The organism is Salinivibrio sp. EAGSL, from assembly GCF_013366455.1.
In the GTDB taxonomy this organism is placed as follows: Bacteria; Pseudomonadota; Gammaproteobacteria; order Enterobacterales; family Vibrionaceae; genus Salinivibrio; species Salinivibrio costicola.
Genome location: NZ_JABWMG010000007.1, coordinates 1 through 23,727 on the forward strand (window position 1 = coordinate 1; position 23,727 = coordinate 23,727).

Below are 23,727 nucleotides of genomic sequence, written 5' to 3' on the forward strand. Positions count from 1 at the left end.
CCGCAGGCATACCGGCGATGGTTGAAAAATGAACACTTATGCGCTCGCCCTGGGTATCAGGTGGGTTATATGTTTTTTGAAATCACCTAGGTTTGATGAAGATTTAGATGTTTATAGTAAGTCGCCCTAGTTATTCGTTTCTCGGTCTACCGCTTTTGATTTTAATTTAGGCGTAACTTTTTAAATTCCGGAAGATGTCTGGTTGTTTTTTCATTAAAATAGGATTTTTTGATATGAGGGGATCAGTTTTAATAAGAATGTATTTGGGGTTCTCTTTTTTAGTGGTTTTGTTTATTGTGGCTGTTGTCTTGCTTATATTTAACATGAAGAATATGTATTCTGATTTTGAGGCTGTGAGTGAAGAATCTTTTCCATTAGTGTTGAAGTCAAATGAGGCTAGAACTAATCTTTTACATTTGGAGAAAGTTGTCAAAAACTATATAAATGAAAATGAAGTCAAAAAGCTCGACGGTATTAAAGATAACTTCTTTAAGGCGAAGGATGTTTTTGATAAAAAACTTTCAGAGATAGAAGATAGCGCCCGATTTCTCTCTATGGAAGGGAGTCACAATAATCCACTTATCGTTTTTGACAGCGAATACTCTTCAATAGCATCTTTAATCATGAGCTCTTATAAAAAAACATTGATATCTGAGAATCGTTTTTCACAGTTAATGAGAGATTTTCAGCGTTTAAATATGAAGTTAACTGTAGGGCTTAAAGAATACGTTGCAAAAAAGAATGATATAGCACTAACTTTAATGGCGGATGGGTTCTTTAGTCAGTTGCATAATTTACAAAATGACACATCAGATGCACTATCAAGTCGTGATCTTGCTTATGTGGATCAAGTCATTAAAAAAAATAGAAAATCGCTTGTGCACCTAAATTATGCATTTAAACTTTTATCTTCACAGGCTCCTGATTTAAAAGATAAGTTTGATTCTCCGTTGAAGGAATTTACCAAGCATATAGGAATGAATGACGGAGTTCTGGAAGAATATAAAATAGTTCTGCGTGACAAAAAAGAGCTAGATGAAAGGGTTATAAGATTAGATATGATGGCCAGGAAGGCAAGTTTCGAGTTGGGTGAAATAAGTAAAGTTGCCAAAAGTAACCTCGATAAATCTTTGTATCTTGCTAGCACGAAATACAAGGATGGTGTGGTGCATACGTTTGCTGTTGGGCTTATTTTGACAATAATTGCTGCCGGGGTCGGAATTAATGTGTCACGTAATGTTCGTCGGCCCTTATCTGACATTGTGAAAGTTCTAGAGGGATTGTCTGATGGTGATTTGAAAGGGAGGTTGTTAAATAATTATAGTAATGAATTTTCTATAATTGGTCGGCACATAAATCACATGGCCGATAGGTTACAAGAGCTGATCCTGAAAATTGGAAGCGCATCTGAGGATATGAATAAGGCAGCAATGAAAAACAGTGATGCTATTAGTGATACAAATAGTAAACTTTCTGAACAGAACGCTTTAGTGTTAAAAGCTAATTCAAGCATGAGAGGTATAGAGTTTTCAGTATCTAAAGTTAATGATAGTGTGAATGTGACATCTAATAAAGTTATTTCTGCAAAAAGAGCATCCGATAGTAGTTTAAATATGATGAACGACAATATGGAAATGATGGGTGTTTTGGAAGATAGGTTAGCTTCGTCAGTCGTTGCGGTCACTGATTTGAAAAGGAGTTGCGATCATATTGGCTTAATGCTTGATGTTATTCATAACGTGTCAGAGAAGACGAGTTTACTAGCATTAAACGCTGCTATAGAAGCCGCTAGAGCAGGGGAGAATGGACGTGGATTTGCGGTTGTCGCTGATGAAGTACGAGAGCTTGCTAGAAAAACATCGGAATCAACTATTGAAATAGAAGATAAAGTTCAGTATTTAAAAAGCCGCGCAAGTGAGACACATTGTGTTATTCTAAACTGCGTAGAAGATATGAAAAAGTCTAAATCTTATGCTCTAGGAACGAGTAAAGCTGTGAAAGTGATTCAATGTTCATTACAAGAAATAGCCAACGAAAGTAAAGATATCGAGAGTTGTATGAAAGAACAAAATAGTATGACGACTGATACAGCTATGAGATTGAATGCAATAAAGGAGCTGTCTGATGAAAGCAATCTTGCTATATCTAATATGACTGAGGTGAGTGCTGGTTTATCAACTATCGCTAAAGAACAATTTGATCTGGTAAAACAATTTGATCTATAGCGATCACTGATATGATTGAGGATGTTCAGTGTAGAGGGATCCGAGGGTGTTCAATATTCTGTGTCAGCCAATTTTCATAGGTCTATGTGATCATCCAGTCGGCCTTCGAAGTGAATGGTCAGCTGCGATAGCGTCAGGTTCCAGTTCTGCTCCGGGTGAGACCAACGCTCAGACGCCTTTAACATACCTGCGTAGATTAGCTTGAGCAAGCTGTTCTCATTGGCAAAACCGCCTTTGGTTTTAGTCAATTTGCGGAACTGGCGGTGCACGGCCTCAACGGCGTTCGTCGTATAGATGGCGGTACGCACGTATTCCGGGTATTTGAAGTAAGCAGAGAGCGTGGGCCATTTATTGCGCCAGGACTTAATAACGATGGGGTATTTGTCACCCCACTTAGCTTCTAAGTCATCTAGCGCACTCTCTGCGGCAGATAACGTCACTGCTTTGTACACACACTTCAAGTCGGCCATAAAGGCTTTTTGGCGCTTACTGGCCACGTATTTCATTGAGTGGCGAATTTGATGAATAATGAAGTGCTGTATCTCCGTCTTCGGATAGATACTTTCAATCGCTTCCGGGAAGCCTTTAAGGTCATCAACGCACGCAATAAGGATATCTTGTACACCACGGTTGTGCAGGTCGGTCAGCACGCTGAGCCAGTGGTGGGCACCTTCTGATTCTGACAGGTAAAGGCCCAGCAGCTCTTTTTTCCCCCAACGTTGAGGCCGAGAATGGTGTATACCGCTTTAGTGATAAAGCGGCCGTTCTCTTTGATTTTATAGTGAATGGCATCGAGCCAGACAATCGGATAGACCGCGTCTAATTGCCGCTCACGCCAAGCCTGAAGCTCAGGCTGTAGTGGCATAGTGAATTTGGCCACCTGATTAGAGGTGTTAAGATACGCCTCATAGCATGACAGGTGAAACCATGACCAAACGCACAAGACGTACTTTCAGCGCTGAATTTAAACGTGAAGCCGCTGAGGTTGTTCTCGAACAAAACTACACGATTATCGAAGCAGCTACTGCCATGGGCGTGGGCAAATCCACCATGGACAAGTGGGTAAGGCAACTCAGACACGAGCAATAAGGCGTTACGCCTCATGCTTCCCCCATCACAAAAGAGCAAATTGAAATTCGGGAGCTAAAGAAAAAGCTGGCGCGTCTTGAGGAGCATAATGACATTTTAAAAAAGCTACCGCTCTCTTGATGTCCGACTCTCTGAACAATTCTCGATAATCGAGAAACTCAAGACGAGCTATTCAGTCAACAAGCTGTGCCAGGTATTTAGGGTACACCGCAGCAGCTTTCGTCACTGGCAACAACGTTCAAAAAAGCCGATATGTGCCCAAAAAGTCGTGGAAGAAGCCAAGGTCAAGAAGCTCTTTCGCGACAGTGAAGGCTCTGCTGGCGCGCGTAGTATTGCGAGAATGGCGACGGATCAAGATGTCCCGCTGAGCCGCTATCGTGCCAGCAAACTGATGGAGAAGCTTGGTTTAGTGCTGAGGGATCCCCACTTTTTTCACCTGAGCTCTCCCGCTGCCATTGCCTTCAGCCCTCCAAGTGCTAAAGCCAGATCCCGCACTCTGCAATCATATCCTTTTCGTCCAATCAGCTCCCTACCCAAGAAAAAATAGGACAGAACCCGGCGGGTTCGAATCGTATTAGCCTGAAAGTCTTTATAGTAACCTTTCATGTAACCCACCTTTCCCAGAATGAGAAGGCCAAAGACTCAGCATCGCAATCAGCAATAAGATCTCAACCCACTTAGGGCAATGACTATCACTAAAGTTAAGTGATAAACCAAATCGCTCGTTCTTTGTGTCTCGAACCCCTTCTTCGATAGCTATCCGTTGGGTATATAACGCGACAAGGCGTTCAGTGCCCCAGCTGTCTTCAGGTAGGTTCGAGACTAACAGCCAGGGCTCTCTTCCTCCTTTTGCATGGACACGACTGGCGGTATCTCGTTTAAGTGAGCCACTTCAGTTCTTCGCTTTTCGGCCTTTAAGCTTCTTGCGGTAGAGCACTGCCTGGCAAGCATGCTTATGTTGTTTTGTGAGTCTTGCAACGCCTAACTGGCGCGGTTTAAGTTGGGCTTGTCCGAACAGTCTATCGGCTTCATGCCATTGGCCACCAACCTGGATATGGCTGTTACCTCGGACTCGGCCGAGCCAATACCAACCTTGCTCTTCTATAGGTTTGAACCACGGCACTTTAAAACCAGCATCGGTAGTGACGATGGGGAGCACCCCTTCGGGGATCATCATCGCAAGGCGGCGAATAAATGCCCTATGAACCTTCGAAGAAGCAAGTTGGCTCTCTGGATGAACTTCTTCATAGAGGATAAATGCTCTTCCTCCTACAGGGATCGTTGCCCGAATAATCTGCTTATCGACATGATTCACCGGGGACCAGTCCACAATAATGATTGGATGCTGAATGTTCCTGAGTAAAAAGTGACTCACGAAGGCATAGACACTCGCTCTTTCCCGCTGAAGATGTCGGTTGCCCAATAGGCGGCAGACCCGCTTGATACTGTGCTTAACCCTGGTTTGTGTACGTTTCATACCGCGACCGACTCCGGTTAACGTCAGTGTGCCACTTCCATTCAAGGCATCGGTGCAATCGAGGACAGCGTTGATGCGTCGTTTATCTTTGATGGCAGAGAACTCGGACATGAGGAAAAAAGAGTGTAGAATACTGGCTGGACTCATGATGGTTGGTGCTGTTGTGTTGTGGTGACCCATCATCGCCGATTATCATGGAACTACCTACCTTTTTTATCCTATCTCACTGATTCTTCTATGTAAGAAGTGGGGAGCCATCAGACTTTAAATCCAGCATCACTGATAATCAGTAAGATCACCTAAGAAGGTAAGATGCTTGCTAGGTCAGATAAAAACTGGTCATGAGCCGACTTTGAGCACTGCTTTGACAGTGGAAAGGTCTTCTCATATGTTACTCTTCGTGATTGACTCCGGGAGTCAAAGGGATCATAGGAGCCCTTTTAGGTGTGCTACTAAATAATAACTACTTATCTTTCTTACTCGTGCTTAACTGCTTATCACACCATTTTTCAATAGAGGGTGCGTATAAGGTGAATAGGCCAATCATCATGGCGATGGCGCAGATTACATAGATAGCTGTCATTGCAACCCTCCTTAGTGATTAACTTTAGTATATACCTTTTTTCGCCTTTCCTCGGCCTCAAGTGCCGAGGATTGACGTATTTTGAGGTTAGGTCGATGAAGATGGTTTGGTATCTGTATCAAACTGCTTGATCAGGACCGAGGTGTCGCAACGGCCATAGCCGCGCGCTTGTAACTTGTTATACTGTTGATCCACCTGCTCGGTTAAGGGAAGTCCCACGCCTAACTTGGCGGCTTCTTCTAAACAAAAGCCCAGATCTTTACGCATCCAATCAATCGCAAAGCCAAAGTCAAAACTGTCTTCCGCCATGGTCAAAGCACGGTTTTCCATTTGCCAAGAGCCTGCGGCCCCGTGCTGAATGGCATTAATCATTTTTCGATATCGAGATCAGCGGATTGCGCGAAGGTGAGTGCCTCGGATAAGCCTTGTAAGACGCCGGCAATACATATTTGGTTAGCCATTTTACAGCGTTGACCACTGCCATGCGGGCCAATATGTTGGATTGCACTGGCATAGGCGTTCATGACGGGTTCAACGTCACTGAACACAGTCGGGTTGCCACCGACCATAATGGTGAGGGCGCCTTTTTCCGCCCCTGCTTGGCCGCCTGAGACGGGGGCATCGAGAAAGCTTATGCCTTGGCGTTCGCATACTTGTGCCAACTCAAGTGCCAGCTCGGCAGAGGTAGTGGTATGATCGACCAGCGTACTGCCTTTTTCATATTGGCTAACACGCCAATATCGCCATACACCACACTGCGTACGTCATCATCGTTTCCCACACACAAAAAGACGATATCAGCATCAGCTACGGCTTCGGCTGGCGTTATTCCATATGTGCCTGAATAGGTGTCGCACCAGGTTTCGGCTTTGCGGGTAGTACGGTTGTACACGCGAGTCGGGTAGCCGTTATGTTGTAGGTGGCCGGCCATCGAAAATCCCATCACGCCGAGGCCAATAAAAGCCACTTTGGTCTTGTTCACTTGCATGTCGTCACGCTTCCCTGTTGTGGATTAGGTAGTAATCTATCAAAAACTTAACCTTTCTTGTATGTGTCAATGTTAAGCTTGTATCATCTTCTTTTGTGTTGTGGCACGGATTATTATGACAGCACGACAACCATTCTCATTAACCATCGCGCATATTAACGATACGCACTCACATTTTGAGTCTACGCCTGTCTCGCTCAGCTTAGAGAGCGAAGACACGCGGGTGTATGCGAATTGTGGTGGATTCGCACGTATTGCTTCGGCAGTGAAGCACTTTCGCCAACAGGCTGAACACAATCAGCACGGCTTTCTGTTTCTGCATGCGGGCGATTGCTTCCAAGGCACGCTGTATTATTCCCTATTTAAAGGAAAAGCGAATGCCGACATGCTTAATCGCCTAGGGATCGACGCGATGGCCATCGGTAATCATGAACTGGATCAAGGCAATGGGCCCGTTGCCGATTTTCTCGATGATATTCAGTTTCCTTTACTTGCCGGTAATTGGCATGTGGATGATGAAGCAAAAGACAAGCAAAAACGGGTAAGTGACAAGCCCGCTTTAATGGCATACGTGCCCGAGCACGCACGTGCGAGCACCCTGATCAAAACCTACGCGGGCCATCAAGTCGGTCTGTTTAGCTTAGCGGTTGAGCAAATGGCAGCGCTAGCCCATCCCGATCATGATACGCCGTTTTTGCCGGCCACTCAGATAGCCAAAAATACGGTGGCGTATCTGCGCGCTCAAGGTGTCAACACCATTATTTTGTTGAGCCACCTTGGTTATGATAAAGACAAGGAATTAGCAGCCGCGGTTAAGGGTATCGATGTGATCGTGGGAGGACATACCCATGTGCTGCAGGGAGACTTTCAAAACCTTGGTTTGGCGAAAGAAGATCCCTACGGCTATAAAGTCAACGATACCTGGATTGTGCAAGCCGGTTGCCATGCGCAATCTATTGGCCGCTTTACGTTATCCATTGATGAAAATGGTCGGCCAGCTGCCTTTAATGGCCAAAATTACGTACTGCTTGGACGCAGTTTGGCGATGGATGCCTCGCGCGAGCAACAATTAACCGCGGCTTCTTACCAATCGGCGCGTGATTACCTGAATAGTCAGTCTAATGTGCTGATTTTACCGAGTGATTTAGACCTAAAGCATTATTTGCAACAGACGTATCGCCCACAAGTGGCGCGACTAGAACGTGACATTGTCACGGATGTGCCTGAGCGTTTACGCCATGTACGCGTCCCTGACCGTGAAGGCGGTAGCGATGTGGCCCCTTTGGTCACTGAAAGTTTCCTTTGGGCCGCGCGTGAGCAGGGGATTGATGCGGAGTTTGCGATTCACAATGCCGGTGGCGTTCGCGTCGGTCTAAACGCTGGCCCGCTTTCAGCGGCATTGATTGCCGGTACACTGCTACCGTTTGCGATCGACGTGATTGCGTATCGCGTGACAGGGAAACAAATCCGCTGCGCGTTAGAAGGGGCAATCAATAATGCCACCAACAATGGCGTTGCGGGTCTTGGGACTGGTAGTTTCCCTTATTGTGCCGCTATCCGTTATCGCTATGAAGCGTGGCGCCCGATGGGGCAGCGCATTACCCAGCTCGAGATAAAACGGGATGAGCATTGGGTGAGCATGGACGATGATCACCAATATACCGGCGTGTCATCGTCCTATACGGCACAAGGAAAAGAGGGCTATGACGCACTGCAGACCGGTCGTCGTCGCTCAATTGGGTTATCAATGGCGGAGTGTTTTATTCAATATGCGCGTCAGCAAACGACACTCGCACTCCCGAGTCAGCCGTTAGTTTGCTACCTGCACACCCCCGATCAGATACAAACCTGTTGGAGCCAATAACTTGGCCCACCCTTTGCTTATTTACCGATAGGTCCGCACATTCGGCATGACGTTGCCGTTAGATTAAGTTTGGGTCGTTATTGTCGATAACAGTAATAGGTGACCTGAATGTAGCCATACTCTCGAAAGGTGAAGGTGATGGAAAAACGTGATTGGTTTGATGTGGGGTTGATTAGCTTTTGGCTGATAGCTTGGGCATCTTTGGTTTATTTTGTACCGGTTGTATAAACGAGCCGCGCTAGGGTACCTGCGTGTCAGCGCGATGCGCGTGACGTATGGCCCAGCGAACTAAAAGTGGCTGTAGGTAAATGGGTAACTGAATGGCACCGATTAAGGGTAAAAATACCGGGCCAAGTGCGACGCCGGCAACAGTATAGGTCAGTAATACATTGCGATTTACGGCGGCCACCGCGGCGATCATACTGGCTGCTTGTCCTTGTCGTCGGTATAAACCGAAGGCAATGGTAAAAAAAAGCATGCAAATTGCGACTGAAATTGCTAACAGTTCTAGGGCATACGCTTGATCGTTTTGCCAGGTTTCTCCAAATGGCCCCACCAGCCCCAAAGGAAAGCTAAACACCAGCACAATAGTAAACTGTGCGAGCTTGCCGTGAATGCGTTTGAGTTTTTCGGGCTTGACCAGCGCGTGAAAAATCGCGGCGAACGCCATGGGCCCGAAAATAAATACCACTAATCGAATCACGTAGCTTTGTAAATCCAGTGAAAAAGCATCACCACTGAATATTGTTAAATTGACGAATAAGACAACTGGCATCAGCAACGTTGAAGCGATGGTGTAGGCCATGGCGATCAGCGCGTCCATGCCTAACGAACGGATAATGGCGGGTGTGGCAAACAAGGAGCCGGTTGCGCAGATCCCACTAATCGCGAGTAATAACCCTGTCGATGCACCCAATAACCAAGCGATCGAACAGGTTATCAGCGTTAATACCACCGCATGAATAAATGCATATACCCACACTTGCCACTGGCCCAGTGCTTTTACCAGTAAACCTTGGTGGATGCCAAGCAGTGTAAATAGCATCAGCGCAAACAAAACATAGGGAAGAAAAGGAAACAACGCTAGCGATACCGCTGGAAATGCAAAGCCAATCAGCGCAGCAATAAAAAGAAAGATCGCAGAGTGTCGGGCTAGAAACGCAAGCATGGTCAACACCTTAGTGACATGTGTAACATTGATGTTATCAGGTTTTAATCGATAATCGAGCGATAAATCGCCATTTTTAATAAGTAAGACACGGCCATGTGCAAGTGACAAGGTATCGCATGGGTGTGGAGACGGCTTTCAAACAAAATAAATATAATGACAGCTCAGGGGAACGTAAAAGCAAATAGGCGCTTTTTTAACCGTAAGTTAACATGATTTTCTGATTAGCGATTGCTTGCTTTTCGGATTATAAAAACTAATCCTATGCTTTAATTTTCATCAATTTATCATTGTGGGTTAGCCACCTATACTACGCACCGAGTGATTCAGAAAATAAAGCGAGGATCGTATGACGACTGCAACGGTTAATATGACACGTTCACGTCGATCTTACGCGGTAACTATCAAAGGACTGATCGCTCATGCCATGGATGTGTTGTTTACCCGCAGCACGCAAGCACCTGCTTATGATGCAAGCCGTTTACCGGCGCATTTGCAGCGTGATATCGGCATAAACCGATAAGACGACAAAACGTAGACAGAACGCGAAACGCCACATCATCGAGATGTGGCGTTTTTTTATTTGTGGTTTAATCACCCTTGGCATTAACCAATCATATATTGCCTGATTTGTCCGAGCCGAAAGATAAAAAGGAGTAAAGAAAGATGGGATGGTTTTCCGCACTTTTTTCTGGTGGTCAATCGAAACAAGCTAAAGCGACTGTGACCCCAACAGATTACAAAGGCTATTTGATTTACCCCGAAGCGACCGCAGAAAGCGGCCAGTACCGTGTATGCGGGCGTATTTGCAAAGAAATCGATGAACAGGTGATGACCCATCACTTTATCCGTTCTGATCTATTGGGAAATCAAGACGATGCAAATAGCTTGATGATCACAAAGGCCAAAATGATGATTGACCAGAATGGCGACAAGATTTTTGCGCGTGGCGGTTAGGCGATGCTGAGTGATACCAAAATTAATGCATAACTATGAACAATAAAAACAGATAAAGTGTCGATTGGATCACATTTATACCCTAATGGCGATCCTCGCCCTGTGGTGATTAAGGAATAAACTCGTTAAGTTAAGACTGTTGCGTTGCTAAGCACAAAGCACTGACACCCGCAACTGAGTGAAAAATGGATAAAACCTTTTTTAATACATATTGAGTCAGTGAATGTCTCATAGGTGGTAACTCACCTGTGACAACTAAAAATTTCTTATAAGCCAACATTCAGGGAATAGCTATGCAGATTGGTGTTCCAAAAGAAAGGCTCGTTAATGAAACGAGGGTAGCTGCAACGCCAAAATCGGTGGAACAGCTTATCAAACTCGGTTTTGACGTAGTGGTAGAAAAGGGAGCGGGCGAAAAAGCAAGCTTCGAAAATACTGCGTACGAACTTGCCGGGGCGACCATTGTTGATACGGATGCCGTTTGGCAATCTGAGGTCATTTTTAAAGTTAACGCACCGGGTGTGATTGAACAAACCGGCGAAGATGAAGTGGAACGCTTGCAAGCAGGTACCACGTTAGTCAGCTTTATCTGGCCTGCTCAAAATGAAGAGCTGCTTGAGCGATTATCGTCTCGCAATATTAATGTGATGGCGATGGATGCAGTGCCGCGTATATCACGCGCACAATCATTAGATGCTTTAAGCTCGATGGCAAACATTGCCGGTTATCGCGCTGTTGTCGAAGCGGCCCACGAATTTGGCCGTTTCTTTACCGGACAAATCACCGCCGCTGGTAAAGTGCCGCCTGCCAAGGTTTTTGTTGCCGGTGCGGGAGTGGCAGGCCTTGCTGCGATTGGTGCTGCCGGGAGCCTAGGTGCCATTGTTCGTGCCTTTGATGTTCGCCCAGAGGTAAAAGAGCAAGTTGAAAGCATGGGCGCTGACTTTCTTGAAGTGGATTTCAAACAAGACAGTGCAGGCAGCAGTGATGGCTATGCCAAAGAGATGTCGGATGAATTCAATCAGGCCGCACAAAAACTCTATGCCCAACAAGCAGAAGATGTCGATATTATCGTCACCACAGCGCTGATCCCTGGAAAACCTGCGCCAACGCTGATTACCAAAGAAATGGTAGACAGCATGAAATCAGGTAGTGTGATTGTTGATTTGGCTGCGGCCAATGGTGGCAACTGCGAGTACACCGAAAAAGACCAGGTCATCACTACGCCAAATGGGGTGAAAGTGATTGGCTACACCGATATGGTTGGGCGCTTGCCGACTCAGTCATCACAGCTGTATGCTACCAACTTGGTTAACCTCACCAAACTACTTTGCAAAGAAAAAGACGGCAACATCACTATTGATTTTGAAGATGTAGTCGTCCGTGGCGTTACTGTTATTAAAGAAGGCGAAGTCACATGGCCCGCACCGCCGATTCAAGTGTCGGCACAACCGAAAGCGGAGCCGAAACCTGAACCTGCGCCGAAAGCAGAGGCAAAGAAAACGTCACGGGCAACCAAGTATGGCCTCATGGCAGCCGGATTGGGCGCTTTTGGCTGGGTGGCGAACTACGCGCCGAGTGAGTTCCTTTCTCATTTGACCGTATTCGTGCTTGCCTGTGTAGTGGGCTACTACGTGGTATGGAATGTGACCCATGCACTACACACGCCACTGATGTCCGTCACCAATGCGATTTCAGGCATCATTATCGTCGGGGCGCTATTGCAAGTAGGACAAGGGATCGGCTTTGTTACCTTCCTCTCCTTCATTGCCGTGTTGATCGCCAGTATCAATATTTTTGGCGGCTTTACTGTTACAAAGCGCATGCTTGAAATGTTCCGTAAAGGGTAAGGAGAAAGAATGTCTGAAGGATTGGTACAAGCTGCGTACATCGTTGCTGCACTCTGTTTCATTCTGAGTTTGGCTGGGCTCTCAAAGCAAGAGTCTGCGCGTGCCGGCAATTACTACGGGATTACCGGGATGGCTATCGCGCTGGTGGCGACGATTTGGGGCCCTGACGTCCAAGGTGTTGGCTGGATTATACTCGCGATGATTATTGGCGGCGCGATTGGTATTTACTATGCCAAACGGGTTGAGATGACGGAAATGCCGGAGCTGGTGGCGATGCTGCATAGCTTTGTCGGCCTGGCCGCGGTATTAGTCGGCTTTAATACCTATATTGATCACCCACCATTGACCGGTGCGATGCTCAATATTCACTTAGTTGAGATCTTCTTGGGCGTGTTTATCGGTGCAATAACATTCACCGGTTCAATTGTTGCCTTTGGTAAGCTGCGTGGCGTGATCTCGTCGAAAGCGTTAGCGTTACCGCATCGTCATAAGCTTAATCTTGCTGCCGTTGTGGTTTCCTTTTTGCTGTTGATCAACTTCGTGAATGCAGAAGGCTCTACGTTTGCACTTATTGTAGTGACGCTCATTGCGCTCGCATTTGGTTATCACCTTGTCGCCTCGATTGGCGGGGCAGATATGCCGGTTGTGGTGTCGATGCTGAACTCGTATTCCGGTTGGGCAGCGGCAGCGGCAGGCTTTATGCTGGCGAACGATCTACTGATCGTCACGGGAGCCCTGGTTGGCTCATCGGGTGCCATTTTGTCTTACATCATGTGCAAGGCCATGAATCGCTCATTCATTAGTGTGATTGCTGGTGGTTTTGGCTCAGATGGCGCTGCGTCATCGGGTGACGAAGAGGTCGGTGAATACCGCGAGAGTACCGCTGAAGAAGTGGCAGAAATGCTAAAAGACTCCAACAGTGTTGTGATCGCCCCCGGTTATGGTATGGCCGTTGCGCAAGCGCAATATCCTGTTTACGAAGTGACAGAAAAACTGCGTAATATGGGCATTGACGTGCGATTCGCGATTCATCCCGTGGCAGGGCGTTTGCCTGGGCATATGAATGTGTTGCTCGCAGAAGCGAAAGTCCCCTATGACATCGTATTAGAGATGGATGAAATTAATGATGATTTCCCAGATACGGATACGGTACTGGTGATCGGAGCCAACGATACGGTTAACCCCGCCGCAATGGATGACCCGTCTAGTCCCATTGCGGGCATGCCCGTACTTGAAGTCTGGAATGCTAAAAATGTAGTGGTCTTTAAACGCTCAATGAATACCGGCTATGCTGGGGTGCAAAACCCATTGTTCTTTAAAGACAACAGCACCATGCTCTTTGGCGATGCGAAACAAAGTGTCGAGGCTATTTCTAAAGCGCTATAGTTAAATTCAAAGGCACTATAGTTGAACTCTGGGACGCTATTATTTTAAAGAGCTCGTCCTTCAAAAGAGCCAGTGATTCAGCTGGCTCTTTTTTGTGCACGATCGCCGGCGCTGGATGTGAGTAAAAGCTATCTTGCCTAATAGCTATCTTGCGTAAAAGCTATCTTGCATCCTGACAGTCTGAACTTACAATGCACTGACATTATTTATAGGTTTGGTGGTAAGCTGTCACTATGCGAATTCTGCTGCTAATTATTTTTACGTTGACAGCTTGGCCAGCGATGGCGGCGAGTACATTTTCAGAGCAAATGACTGCGTTCCGGGCTCAGTTACTGTTGGCGGATCCTGTTGCTCGTTATAACCTCATCGGTATTAACCGTGCTTTTCCACGTGTATTACTCAGTCCAGAGAGCTTATTGCCACAGACGGCGCGCTACCCACTAAAAGATATTCGCCGGCTGTATCAGGCTGCGCAAAAGTGTCAAGGACCTTGGCCAGTGAATCCGCAAGTGACAGAGCCTTTGGTGTTTACTCGTGCCATGTGTAATAACACCCAGCTTCCGGTTGCTTGGTTTTCTCGCTCTGGGTTTATTCATCCAGGTGGCGGGAGCTATGCGGCCAAATACGCGGAGAAATATCCGGCGCGACGCAGCGAGCTTGTGCGCTTTTTTCATATCCAAGAGCGACCCAAAGCCGAACCTGACAGTTTACTCGGTCGACTGCAAAGAATGGATTCATCAGCCGTCGAGGCATTGAATAGCGGCGCTAAAACCTTGGTCAGTCAAAATGAAATGTGGATCCGTGTGGGCAGCTATTACCATTTGTATGCCGCGCAGCAATGGCAACCTCTTGTTGCTGAATTTGATTTACACCTTACGCCTCGGGGGGAGCAAGATTTTTGTTTGGCCCGTGTGGGGAACATTTGTTGGAATGAAGAAAAAGCGCCTAGCTATTGGCCTTATCTTGTCGGCGCGCTGATTATCATCAACCTGGTTGCCCTCGGTGGTTGGGGATTTAACCGATGGACGGTACAGCGTCGGTTGATGCAAGAGCGTATGCTGGTATTACAAATATTGACGCACGAGTTACGTACCCCCATTGCCAGCTTGTCGATGACGGTTGAGGGGTTTCGGCGTAAATTCGATACGTTACCAGAGCCCTTTTATGATGAGTTTCGTCGTTTGTGTGAAGATTCAAGGCGTCTAAAACAGCTGGCGGAAGCGAGTAAGGATTACTTGCAGTCGAATCAAAAGCCATTGGGCAAAGAAACGATTCCGTCTATCGAAGAATGGTTAGGATACATTTGTGAAGAACATCAAGTGACGCTTCAGGTAAGTCAAGATGGCGCGGTGCGGGCCAATGTCTATTGGTTGACGACATCATTGAACAATTTGATTGCCAATGCGGTCAAATATGGTGTCGCCCCGGTTGAAGTGCATGCAAAGGTATCAGCGGATCGTTTCACCATTGCAATATGCGACCAAGGCGATCTGACCGCCAAGGATTGGAAGCACATACGTAAACCCTTTGTCAGCCAAAGCGGTCTTGGGCTCGGGCTGACGATCGTAGAATCGATGATTGAGAGAATGGGGGGCAAGTTAATCCTTTCTGGTCCACCCACCACATTTACTTTGGAGATTCATTGTGACGCAACCGACGTTACTTCTGGTTGAAGATGATGCCAATCTAGCAGACGGCTTATTGGCAAGTTTGGAGCAAGCGGGCTACCAGTGTTTATATGCTGATAGTGCGGCGAAAGTTGCTGAGTTATGGCGTGATGCGGATCTTGTCATCTTGGACCGCCAACTGCCTGAAGGCGACTCAATCGAATGGCTCGCGGATTGGAATAAACTCAAAACCGTGCCAGTGATCTTGTTGACAGCCATGGTGTCCGTGCGTGATCGCGTTGGCGGGTTAGACTCGGGCGCTACCGATTATATCACTAAACCCTTTGCCGAAGCAGAGCTGCTCGCGCGCGTGCGTGTTCATCTTCGTCACCCTGTCGGAGAAGCGGAAATATCGAGTGACGATCTCGTGATCAATGAGGTGAGAATCGATACCGCGAGTCGTGCAGTCTTTTGTGGTGACCAAGAGATGACATTGACACGCACTGAGTTTGACTTGTTGCATTTCCTCGCCAAAAACGCAGGGCGTGTATTTACGCGTGATGAATTGCTCGATCAAGTGTGGGGGTATAACCATTATCCTACCACGCGTACGGTTGACACCCATATATTACAACTACGCCAGAAGTTGCCCTCGGTGAATATCGAGACGCTACGTGGCGTCGGCTATCGCATGAAGGCATGATGAAAACGCGCGCTCTCTTTGGACTATTAGCAACTATGCTGGGTGCTGGTGGCGCGCAGGCCGCGTGGTTTAACGGCAATGACGCGTTAACCAGTGCCCATCAGCGCCTATTAAATGGAAAAACCGCAGCCAGTGTAGAGGCCATGATTGAAGCCTGGCAGCAACCCAATCTTTCTGCTGCCAAGCAGGATCATCTCGCTCAGCTGCTTGCGCTCGCGATCACGGAGGACTGTGGGCGCAGTTTAAGCCAAAAGACATTGCCTGATTGGTTGAGCAATATATCTGTGCGTCGCGAAACGGTCCAAACCACGAGTCGGGTGTATTATCGGCTCCAAGTGTCAGGGGAGTCGCAAACGGGGGTGAATGCACTCACGTTAAAAAATGGCCGGATAAAACGGTGATGCATGGTGAGTTCTCTCCGGCGCAGCAACACGGTTGGCGTTTGATCAAAGATGGCCTTTCCGATCCTATTTCCCAAGGTCTTTATCAACTCACAGCAGAGTCAGTATCAGGCCATACGTGGTCGAGTTGGTTGCTTCTGACCCAGCCTCAGCCACGTCAAACATTGAGCTGGAAAGATACCCGAAGCTGGCACATTGCCCCTTTTGATGATTTTAACTCAACCTGTCAACGGCCCTTTCTGAGCCTTAACCTGTATCCGCACAATCAACCGGATGGTGCCCCGATCTGGTCTGCTGAAAAGCATAAGCGGCTTCCTACTCAGCTGCCAATGTTAGATGTGCCTAATGGTCAATACTGGTTTAGTGTTGCCCTGATTGAACGGCGCTGGCAGGGCGCGCTGTCAATTGAAGAAGTTCAGCGTATCGGCCGGGCGATTGATTTACCGGATTTGGATCCTGACGCTTTAAATAGGATAGCGCCGAGCCGCTCGGACAAACAAAGTGACGAATAAATAGACATTTGCGTTATGGTCAATTTGATAAAGTTCACACCTTTTTAGTGAGTTCGGTCCAATTTTTCACTTTTACCTCTATGCTTGCCTTTTAAATAGCAAATCAAAACATAGGGGTAACGCAATGACCTTTAAAACAAAAGCGCTTGTGGTGGCACTGGCCGCATGCTCAACCAGTGCGTTGGCGGCGACTAACCCAACCGATGCCCGTGCCAATGCCATGGGTGGGGTAGGCGTGGCATAGGGGGATTATCTTTCCGCAGGCTTTCATAACCCAGCTTTGGCTGCACTTGATCCCGATAGCGCGTTTGGGGTGCTTATCCCGTATATTGGTGCCGAAGCGCGAGATCCCGATGAGCTTATTGACGGCCTCGATGATGTCGCCGATGCGTTTGACCAACAAGATGCAACAAAAATTGAATCTTCACTGAGAGCGGTGCAAGGCGATAAAGCCTACGTCAATGCGGGTGTTGGTGCTGCGGTGGGGATTCCCACAGGCTCTATCTCGGCGACACTCTATACATCTGGGTTAATTGAGGGAGCAGTCTTAACAGATATCGATTCCGATGACTTTAATCAATCAACTGGTAACTTTACACCAGAATCCTCAGCAACCATTCTTGCCGCCGGGGTTGGTGAGTTAGGGGTGGCACTGGCAACCAACCTTGATATTGCCGGCCAGCGCGTCGCGGTGGGGGTAACGCCTAAACTGCAACGGATCACTACCTATAACTATGGCGTCTCGGTTGATGCTTATGATACCGACGACTGGGATGATAGCCGCTACCGCGAAGAAGAAAATGCTTTCAATCTTGATTTGGGCGCCGTGTGGCAATCGGGCCCTTACCGGGTTGGCCTTGCCGGCAAGAATTTAGTTAGCCAAGATGTCGATACCGTAACCAGTACGATAACGGATAACCGTTTTACTTATGAGCTTGAGCCGCAATTTACCCTTGGCTCGGCGTTTGTGTCTGACTTTGTGACCGTTGCTGCCGATTTAGATCTCAACAAGAAAAGCGGCTTTAAAGGTACGCTTAATGTGGATGATGACACCCAGTTTTTCCGAGTCGGGGCAGAGTTTGACGCCTTTGGCCATGCGCAACTACGCACCGGCTATCGTGCGGATCTAGAAGACAATGTCGATAATGCCTTTACCCTCGGTCTTGGTTTATCCCCCTTTGGTGTCGCCAATCTTGATATCGCCGCGAGTATCATCGATAGCAACACCTATGGTGGTTCCGCTCAGCTGGCCTTTACGTTTTAAATCAGTTACTGCATGACAAATGATTGGGCAGGCCCTAAAATGGCCTGCCTTTTTTAATCATCACTTACCAATCATTGATCATCAAGAGAGTAACCGAATGTTTGACGGCGTTACGCTAAACCACGAGCAACAACAAGAAGCGGCAGAGCGCATTCACGCGCTGATGGCAAAAGGCATGAGCAGCGGTGAGGCGATTATGCAGGTTGCCAATGAAATACGTTCGCAAGCAGCGCAAGCGGCTCAAGCCTCTTCGTCTGAAGAGTGAGACACACTGCAAACATATTGTGTTTTTATTTACAATTCCAACAATCCCTGATTAATTTAAAGTAGGTCAGTAAAGGAGTGTTGGATGGGTAGTCGGCTGGAACAAGCGCGAGAGTGGGCGAGGGTAAGACATGCCCTCCAGCGGTATGGCGCTCAGCCCTATCGTTGTCACCTGGATCATGTCGAGCGGATTGCCACGCCTTTTGGTGAACAAGCACGTATTGTGGCGCAACTGCACGATATTTTGGAAGACACCGCGACGCGTGTGGATGAGATCTCTGCGCTTTTCGGCCCCACGGTAGCCCGCGCTGTGATGCTGGTGACCGATCCGCGCCGACCCAATCGCGAAGAGCGAAAACGCGCGTTAAACCAGCGTTTGATTGTGCTTGATGTCACGGATGAGGCGGCTTGGCTTGCCTTGGTGGTAAAAACCTGTGATCGACTCGCGAACGTCATTGCCAGTAGTGAACACAGCCCAAAACGGTTTGAGCAATATCAACGCGAACACGGCGGCTTTCGCGTTGCTGTATATCGCCCCGGTTTGTGTGACAACTTATGGCAAGAGCTAGATGGCTTGATTGATGCCGGCCAACACGCAGACCGACATCCTGATCATCAGCTCCACGCGTCGATCTCTTAACCGCTGTTTTCGACGACGCTGTTAATGCTTAGTCGTTAGTTATCTAAGTCATACACAGTCGGGACGGGCTGTCGTTTGTGCTGCGTTGCCTGGTACACCTTAATAATCTTCTCTTTCACCGCATTATCGACTGGCTTACCTTCAAGAAAATCATCAATTTGCTCATACGTGAGTTGTAATGCGTCTTCGTCGGCTTTTTGTGGCGATAAGTCTTCCAAATCCGCGGTAGGGACTTTATGAACTAACACATCCGGCGCCTCTAAGTGGGCGGCAAGTTGACGCACTTGGCGTTTATTGAGACCAAATAAAGGGGCAAGATCGCAGGCGCCATCGCCGAATTTGGTATAAAAGCCGGTGATGTTCTCTGCTGAGTGATCGGTGCCGAGGACCAAACCTTGGGTTAAACCTGCAATTTCATACTGTGCAACCATTCGAGCGCGTGCTTTAACATTGCCTTTGGCAAAATCAATCCGCCCTTCGTTTGCTGGCAATAGCCCAACTTCCGACACTGCATCGAGTACCGATTGATGTGTACCGTCGACACCGGGTTTTACATTGACTGTCACGGTTTTACTTGGTTGGATAAATGATAGCGCGAGTTGGGCTTCATCCTCATCTTTTTGCTCACCGTAGGGTAAGCGTACCGCGATAAACTGATATTGCTCGGTGCCTGCGGCTTGATTAAGTTCGTCAACGGCTAATTGTGCCAGTTTTCCACATGTTGAAGAATCGACGCCTCCACTAATGCCTAATACAAGACTCCGGGTCCCTGAACGTTGTAGCATGGCTTTGATAAACGCAATGCGACGGCGTACTTCGAGTGCTGCGTCAATCGTGGGTTGCACGCGCATTTCTTCGCGGATCGGGTGTTCCATGTTGTGTTCCTCTTTTTAACTCTGGCATGCGACTTTAATGAAGGTTTGGCTGCGTATTATTGTGCATGATCTCTGGCGCGTTGGGTATAGCCAAATCAATCCCTTCGCGTTGCTGGTTACGTGTTAGGTTTTTGATTGGTTTCATGGCATCATTATGCGCGATATCCACCGCATCCAGAATGGTTCGGCTAAGAGAATACGATGACAGAGCAAATTGCAGTGTTTGGTAGTGCTTTTAATCCGCCGACGCAAGGCCATGCGTCGGTATTAGCACAACTGAACCACTTTGATCAGGTATTGCTGGTCCCTAGCTACAAGCATGCTTGGGGGAAAGCGATGGCGCCTTATGACACTCGCTGTGCGTGGGTGCGGACGTTTATCGATGATGTCGCGCTCTCGAACCTGACACTATGTCAACGCGAGGCATCGCTTGGCGCTGAAGGTGACCCTGTCACAACATTTATGCTGCTGAGTGCGTTACAGCAAGATTATCCAGAGGCCGCGTTAACTTTTGTTGTTGGACCAGACAACTTGGTTAAGTTTGGTCAATTCGCGAACAGTGACGAGATCCTTGCGCGCTGGTCTGTATTAGGAATGCCAGAAAAAGTGGTGGTCCGAAGTACCCACATACGTGAACGACTCCAGCAGGGACTACCCATTAGTGAGTTAACCACCCCGAACGTCGCGGCACAGCTAACCGATTCAGCGTTCAGGGCGTATTAGCACATGATAGATTGATTCGTCTTGTGTATCACGCCTCGAAGGTGTCGGTATAACGCGCATACAGTGATTCTGCTTGCGCGTGCGCGATGCCGATATTTGTCGCCGCCTTGGTTAATGTTTGCCCCGATTTAAGGGCTGCACGGAGTTGTCTCACGATAAAATATTCGTGTAAATCTTCCATGGTCAGTTGCGTGAGTGCTTGTAATTGATAGTGTTGTTCAGCGTTTGCGGGTGGTTGACCTGTTTGCGCTCGTGTCACACAATCTGCCAAGCTTTGGGTTTGTCGGTCGAGTGTTTGTGACGGTGTCATGAGTGAAACCTGATCTAATGCGACAGCTTGAAGCCGGCGTGCTTGCGCTGATGATGACGGCTGATATCCTGACGTAAGCAGTGCACAAAGGCTGGCAACAAGCAGGGGGGACACCTCGATATGGCCAACTTGTGTAGGCAGCTTCTGCGTGACACGTGGCGATATGGCCAGTTGATGTACTCGAGTGTTTGGCGTGATGGTCAGGGCATGCAAACACTCAAATGGAAGCCAAAACCCTTGACCACTATGCACAGGGATGTCGGCTTTCCCTAAGCGAACAAATACGACGCCGTCTTCAACAAACAGCAAATTAGCCGTGTAACGACGCTTACGAGGCGTGAAAGTCAGTGATGATGGTTGGTAAAACGTATGTTCGCTGGTGTACTTCATAATGGCGTCTCAATGTAACAAGGCGGCAATGGTGAGCACTTTTGCTGTTAAGGTCAAGTACACACCCCGAAAGGGAACCCTTTTGGTGCAATAAGGTCTGACCTCCAACCTGTGGAAAATATCGGTGGATTCACTTTGAATCCTTGTTTGGCTGCGTAAAATAGCGCGGTTTTTATTAGCTATAATGGAAGAACGTGCAGACAGTTAACGATCCCTATCAAGAGATTCGTCCTTATTATGACGAAGAAGTTCCAGGTGCGATTCAGCGTCTTATTCAAGATGATGAATTTATCAATGCGATTCTGTCTTATCGCTATCCACACGCATCAGGCCCGCTCGGTTGGCTACTCAAGCCTGCGCTAAAACTGTATCTGACCAAAAAGTGGAATAACATCAGAACCGTACAGGATGTGCAGCTACATGTTGCCAGCTATATGCGCAAGATGATCAAAACAAGCTGCGATAAAGTCACGGTCTCCGGTGTTGAAAATCTCGACCCAAGCCAAGCGTACCTCTTCGTCTCGAATCATCGGGATATTGCCATGGATCCCGCCTTAGTGAATTGGTGTTTGCATCAGCGCGGATTAGATACGGTAAGAATCGCCATTGGTGATAACTTGTTGCGTAAGCCGTGTGCAACGGAGCTGATGAAACTGAATAAAAGTTTTATTGTTAAGCGCTCTGCTAAAGCCCCCCGTGAAATGATGAAATCGCTATCACAATTATCCGCTTACTTACGTCTTTCTCTCGATGAAGGGCAGTCTATATGGATAGCGCAACGAGAAGGGCGAGCAAAAACCGGCGAAGACATCACTGATCCTGCGATCTTAAAAATGTTCTTTATGGAAGGCCGAAAACGTAAGCAAGATTTTGATACGTACATGGGCAACTTAAACGTGGTTCCTGTAGCAATATCGTATCAAAACGACCCTTGTGATCTGGACAAAGCGACGGAATTGGATGCGGTTAAGCGATTAGGGGCGTACGAAAAGAGTGAGTTTGAAGACATTCAGACCATCGTCAAAGGTATCGTCGGCAACAAGCGCCATGTTCATGTCGCCTTTGGTGAGCCAGTGACACTGTCACAAGATACGCCTGACTCCATGGCGGCGAAGATCGATAGCCAAATTCATCAGCTGTATCGGCTGTATCCGGCCAACTATATTGCGGCTGGGGTAGAACATGACAGTGTCACACCAGCCGAACGCCGTCTTTACGAGCAAAAAATTGCTCAAGCGCCTGAAGCGGCGCGTGAATATTTGCAACAAATGTACGCCAATCCAGTCCTCAACCAACAGACAGTAGGTGCTGTTCTTTCAGATGACGACGTCGTCGACGTTGTAGGAGAACAAAACGCCGAGTGACCTTGTCACTTTATTGGCGATCCCAAGGCGGTGGATCGCCAATTTCATCACGCATGAAATCGACAAACTCTCTGACCTTGGGTGCAAGATGCTTACGCCGTGGGTAAACGATATAAATTGGCAGTTCGAGACAAGGCTGCCAGTCGGGAAGTACCTCAACCAGCTCACCCGTGTCTAACTCATCGTTTAATAGATAGGTCGCGAGATAGGCGATCCCCAATCCCGCTTTGACTGCTTCGAGCACCGCTGGGGCATTATTGATTGTGTATTGGCCGCTGATATGAACCACTTGTTCCGTGCTGGCCTTGGTGAAGGGCCATTGGTCATAACGACGTTCACGGCTTTGATAAGTAATACAGTCATGATGACGTAATTCATTAAGTTGTTGCGGGGTGCCGTTATTCGCAAGGTAGGTTGGGGCAGCAACCAGTTTGAACTGACAGTCTGCTAATTTTCTCGCCACCATCCCCTCAGGAGGGTGCTCATGAATCGCTACCCAACAGTCATAGCCTTCTTCGACCAGGTTAGGTCGATGGTCGAACAAACTAATGTCGAGATTAAGATCAGGGTATAGCTGTCGGAATTTGGCAAAATGGCGCGTCATTATAGTATTACCGAATGACTGCGCGACGCCGATTTTTAGCTTACCGGTTACCTCATTCCGATAACCTGCGACCATGGCTTCGGCTTCATCTAAGGTTGCCATTAACTGGCTACCATAATCCGCATATCGAGTTCCCACTTCGGTCAACGATACCGAGCGGGTGTTACGCTGTACCAGTTGGACGCCCAAACGATCCTCGAGGTAACGAACCTGTTTACTCACTTGTGATTTGGAAATACCAAGTCGTTCAGCGGCGCGCGTAAAATGCTGCTCTTGTGCAACGGCAGCCAACACCACAATTTGTTGGAGATGTTCGAGCATAGTCTGTGCTTCCATGTTCTCAGTAGGGTGAGACTACCACATATTTCCCTGCCTCTGGAATTAATAGTGACAACGTCACACTAAGCTATCAGAGAAGCACCGTAAAACCCCTTCCTTTTCTTTTTTCTATCTTATTGTTTTTTAATGTCAATATATTATTGTTTC

19 protein-coding genes and 4 pseudogenes are annotated in these 23,727 nt (G+C 47.6%); 16 read left to right on the forward strand and 7 right to left on the reverse strand.

Features of this window, described 5'->3' with window-relative positions; all coding sequences use genetic code 11:
* Window positions 1–233: 233 nt before the first annotated feature.
* Complete coding sequence (locus HLG76_RS05585; RefSeq protein WP_175993248.1) at window positions 234–2,225, forward strand: methyl-accepting chemotaxis protein; 1,992 nt, start codon at window positions 234–236, stop codon at window positions 2,223–2,225.
* A 74-nt stretch (window positions 2,226–2,299) separates the two neighbouring features.
* Here the strand turns inward: HLG76_RS05585 and HLG76_RS05590 are convergent.
* A pseudogene (locus HLG76_RS05590) lies at window positions 2,300–3,090 on the reverse strand (IS256 family transposase).
* A gap of 62 nt (window positions 3,091–3,152) precedes the next feature.
* Between HLG76_RS05590 and HLG76_RS14935 the strand changes: the two are divergent.
* Window positions 3,153–3,726: pseudogene (locus tag HLG76_RS14935) on the forward strand (transposase); the annotation flags it as partial.
* A 480-nt stretch (window positions 3,727–4,206) separates the two neighbouring features.
* Here HLG76_RS14935 and HLG76_RS14940 read toward each other — a convergent pair.
* Together HLG76_RS14940 and HLG76_RS05610 are read right to left on the reverse strand one after the other, a co-directional pair.
* The gene (locus HLG76_RS14940; RefSeq protein ID WP_254877636.1) at window positions 4,207–4,902 is read right to left on the reverse strand and encodes an IS4 family transposase; all 696 of its coding nucleotides are present in this window, start codon (window positions 4,900–4,902) and stop codon (window positions 4,207–4,209) included.
* Between the two features lie 559 nt (window positions 4,903–5,461).
* Window positions 5,462–6,356 (reverse strand): annotated as a pseudogene (locus HLG76_RS05610) (NAD(P)-dependent oxidoreductase).
* Between the two features lie 121 nt (window positions 6,357–6,477).
* Between HLG76_RS05610 and HLG76_RS05615 the strand changes: the two are divergent.
* The gene (locus tag HLG76_RS05615) at window positions 6,478–8,226 is read left to right on the forward strand and encodes a bifunctional UDP-sugar hydrolase/5'-nucleotidase (protein WP_175993251.1); all 1,749 of its coding nucleotides are present in this window, start codon (window positions 6,478–6,480) and stop codon (window positions 8,224–8,226) included.
* Between the two features lie 238 nt (window positions 8,227–8,464).
* Here HLG76_RS05615 and HLG76_RS05620 read toward each other — a convergent pair whose 3' ends face one another.
* A complete protein-coding gene (locus tag HLG76_RS05620; RefSeq protein ID WP_175993252.1) occupies window positions 8,465–9,394 on the reverse strand; it encodes a hypothetical protein in 930 nt (309 codons plus the stop codon).
* Window positions 9,395–9,743: 349 nt separating this feature from the next.
* Here HLG76_RS05620 and HLG76_RS05625 point away from each other — a divergent pair, with 349 nt between their 5' ends.
* The 11 genes and pseudogenes from HLG76_RS05625 to HLG76_RS05670 all read left to right on the forward strand — a co-directional run bounded on the left by HLG76_RS05625 (window position 9,744) and on the right by HLG76_RS05670 (window position 18,975).
* Window positions 9,744–9,917 carry a hypothetical protein gene (locus tag HLG76_RS05625; protein ID WP_021023852.1) on the forward strand — a complete coding sequence of 58 codons (174 nt, stop codon included), beginning with the start codon at window positions 9,744–9,746 and terminating at the stop codon, window positions 9,915–9,917.
* A 143-nt stretch (window positions 9,918–10,060) separates the two neighbouring features.
* Window positions 10,061–10,351, forward strand: a complete 291-nt coding sequence (locus tag HLG76_RS05630) for an HlyU family transcriptional regulator (protein ID WP_021023851.1) — start codon at window positions 10,061–10,063, stop codon at window positions 10,349–10,351.
* Between the two features lie 293 nt (window positions 10,352–10,644).
* The gene (locus HLG76_RS05635; RefSeq protein WP_175993253.1) at window positions 10,645–12,198 is read left to right on the forward strand and encodes a Re/Si-specific NAD(P)(+) transhydrogenase subunit alpha; all 1,554 of its coding nucleotides are present in this window, start codon (window positions 10,645–10,647) and stop codon (window positions 12,196–12,198) included.
* A 9-nt stretch (window positions 12,199–12,207) separates the two neighbouring features.
* The gene (gene pntB / locus HLG76_RS05640) at window positions 12,208–13,584 is read left to right on the forward strand and encodes a Re/Si-specific NAD(P)(+) transhydrogenase subunit beta (RefSeq protein WP_175993254.1); all 1,377 of its coding nucleotides are present in this window, start codon (window positions 12,208–12,210) and stop codon (window positions 13,582–13,584) included.
* Window positions 13,585–13,817: 233 nt separating this feature from the next.
* Entirely contained in the window at window positions 13,818–15,257 is a 1,440-nt protein-coding gene (locus HLG76_RS05645; RefSeq protein ID WP_077677100.1) for a DUF3404 domain-containing protein, read from the forward strand.
* Window positions 15,229–15,894: a response regulator transcription factor gene (locus HLG76_RS05650; protein ID WP_021023847.1), complete on the forward strand. Its 666-nt coding sequence runs from the start codon at window positions 15,229–15,231 to the stop codon at window positions 15,892–15,894. The genes HLG76_RS05645 and HLG76_RS05650 overlap by 29 nt, the downstream gene beginning before the upstream one ends.
* Window positions 15,891–16,295 (forward strand): DUF2861 family protein, encoded by a 405-nt coding sequence (locus HLG76_RS15170; protein WP_368656345.1) that lies wholly within the window; start codon window positions 15,891–15,893, stop codon window positions 16,293–16,295. Before HLG76_RS05650 ends, HLG76_RS15170 begins: the two co-directional genes overlap by 4 nt.
* On the forward strand, window positions 16,295–16,807 hold the full coding sequence (locus HLG76_RS15175; RefSeq protein WP_368656346.1) for a DUF2861 family protein: 513 nt from the start codon (window positions 16,295–16,297) through the stop codon (window positions 16,805–16,807). The genes HLG76_RS15170 and HLG76_RS15175 overlap by 1 nt, the downstream gene beginning before the upstream one ends.
* Window positions 16,808–17,084: 277 nt before the next feature.
* A pseudogene (locus HLG76_RS05660) lies at window positions 17,085–18,071 on the forward strand (conjugal transfer protein TraF); the annotation flags it as partial.
* 97 nt (window positions 18,072–18,168) lie between these two features.
* Entirely contained in the window at window positions 18,169–18,336 is a 168-nt protein-coding gene (locus HLG76_RS05665) for a YoaH family protein (protein WP_077460953.1), read from the forward strand.
* Between the two features lie 84 nt (window positions 18,337–18,420).
* On the forward strand, window positions 18,421–18,975 hold the full coding sequence (locus tag HLG76_RS05670) for an HD domain-containing protein (RefSeq protein WP_021023844.1): 555 nt from the start codon (window positions 18,421–18,423) through the stop codon (window positions 18,973–18,975).
* Window positions 18,976–19,010: 35 nt separating this feature from the next.
* Here the strand turns inward: HLG76_RS05670 and nadE are convergent, their stop codons facing one another.
* Window positions 19,011–19,850, reverse strand: a complete 840-nt coding sequence (gene nadE, locus HLG76_RS05675; RefSeq protein WP_077576974.1) for an ammonia-dependent NAD(+) synthetase — start codon at window positions 19,848–19,850, stop codon at window positions 19,011–19,013.
* A gap of 201 nt (window positions 19,851–20,051) precedes the next feature.
* Here nadE and HLG76_RS05680 point away from each other — a divergent pair, with 201 nt between their 5' ends.
* A complete protein-coding gene (locus HLG76_RS05680) occupies window positions 20,052–20,573 on the forward strand; it encodes a nicotinate-nicotinamide nucleotide adenylyltransferase (protein ID WP_021023841.1) in 522 nt (173 codons plus the stop codon).
* 28 nt (window positions 20,574–20,601) lie between these two features.
* Here HLG76_RS05680 and HLG76_RS05685 read toward each other — a convergent pair whose 3' ends face one another.
* Window positions 20,602–21,273 carry a hypothetical protein gene (locus HLG76_RS05685; protein ID WP_077576975.1) on the reverse strand — a complete coding sequence of 224 codons (672 nt, stop codon included), beginning with the start codon at window positions 21,271–21,273 and terminating at the stop codon, window positions 20,602–20,604.
* Window positions 21,274–21,467: 194 nt separating this feature from the next.
* Between HLG76_RS05685 and HLG76_RS05690 the strand changes: the two genes are divergently transcribed.
* Window positions 21,468–22,637 (forward strand): 1-acyl-sn-glycerol-3-phosphate acyltransferase, encoded by a 1,170-nt coding sequence (locus HLG76_RS05690; protein ID WP_021023839.1) that lies wholly within the window; start codon window positions 21,468–21,470, stop codon window positions 22,635–22,637.
* A gap of 10 nt (window positions 22,638–22,647) precedes the next feature.
* On the opposite strand, the gene HLG76_RS05695 is transcribed toward HLG76_RS05690, so the two are convergent.
* On the reverse strand, window positions 22,648–23,562 hold the full coding sequence (locus HLG76_RS05695) for a LysR family transcriptional regulator (protein ID WP_077460762.1): 915 nt from the start codon (window positions 23,560–23,562) through the stop codon (window positions 22,648–22,650).
* Window positions 23,563–23,727 lie beyond the last annotated feature (165 nt).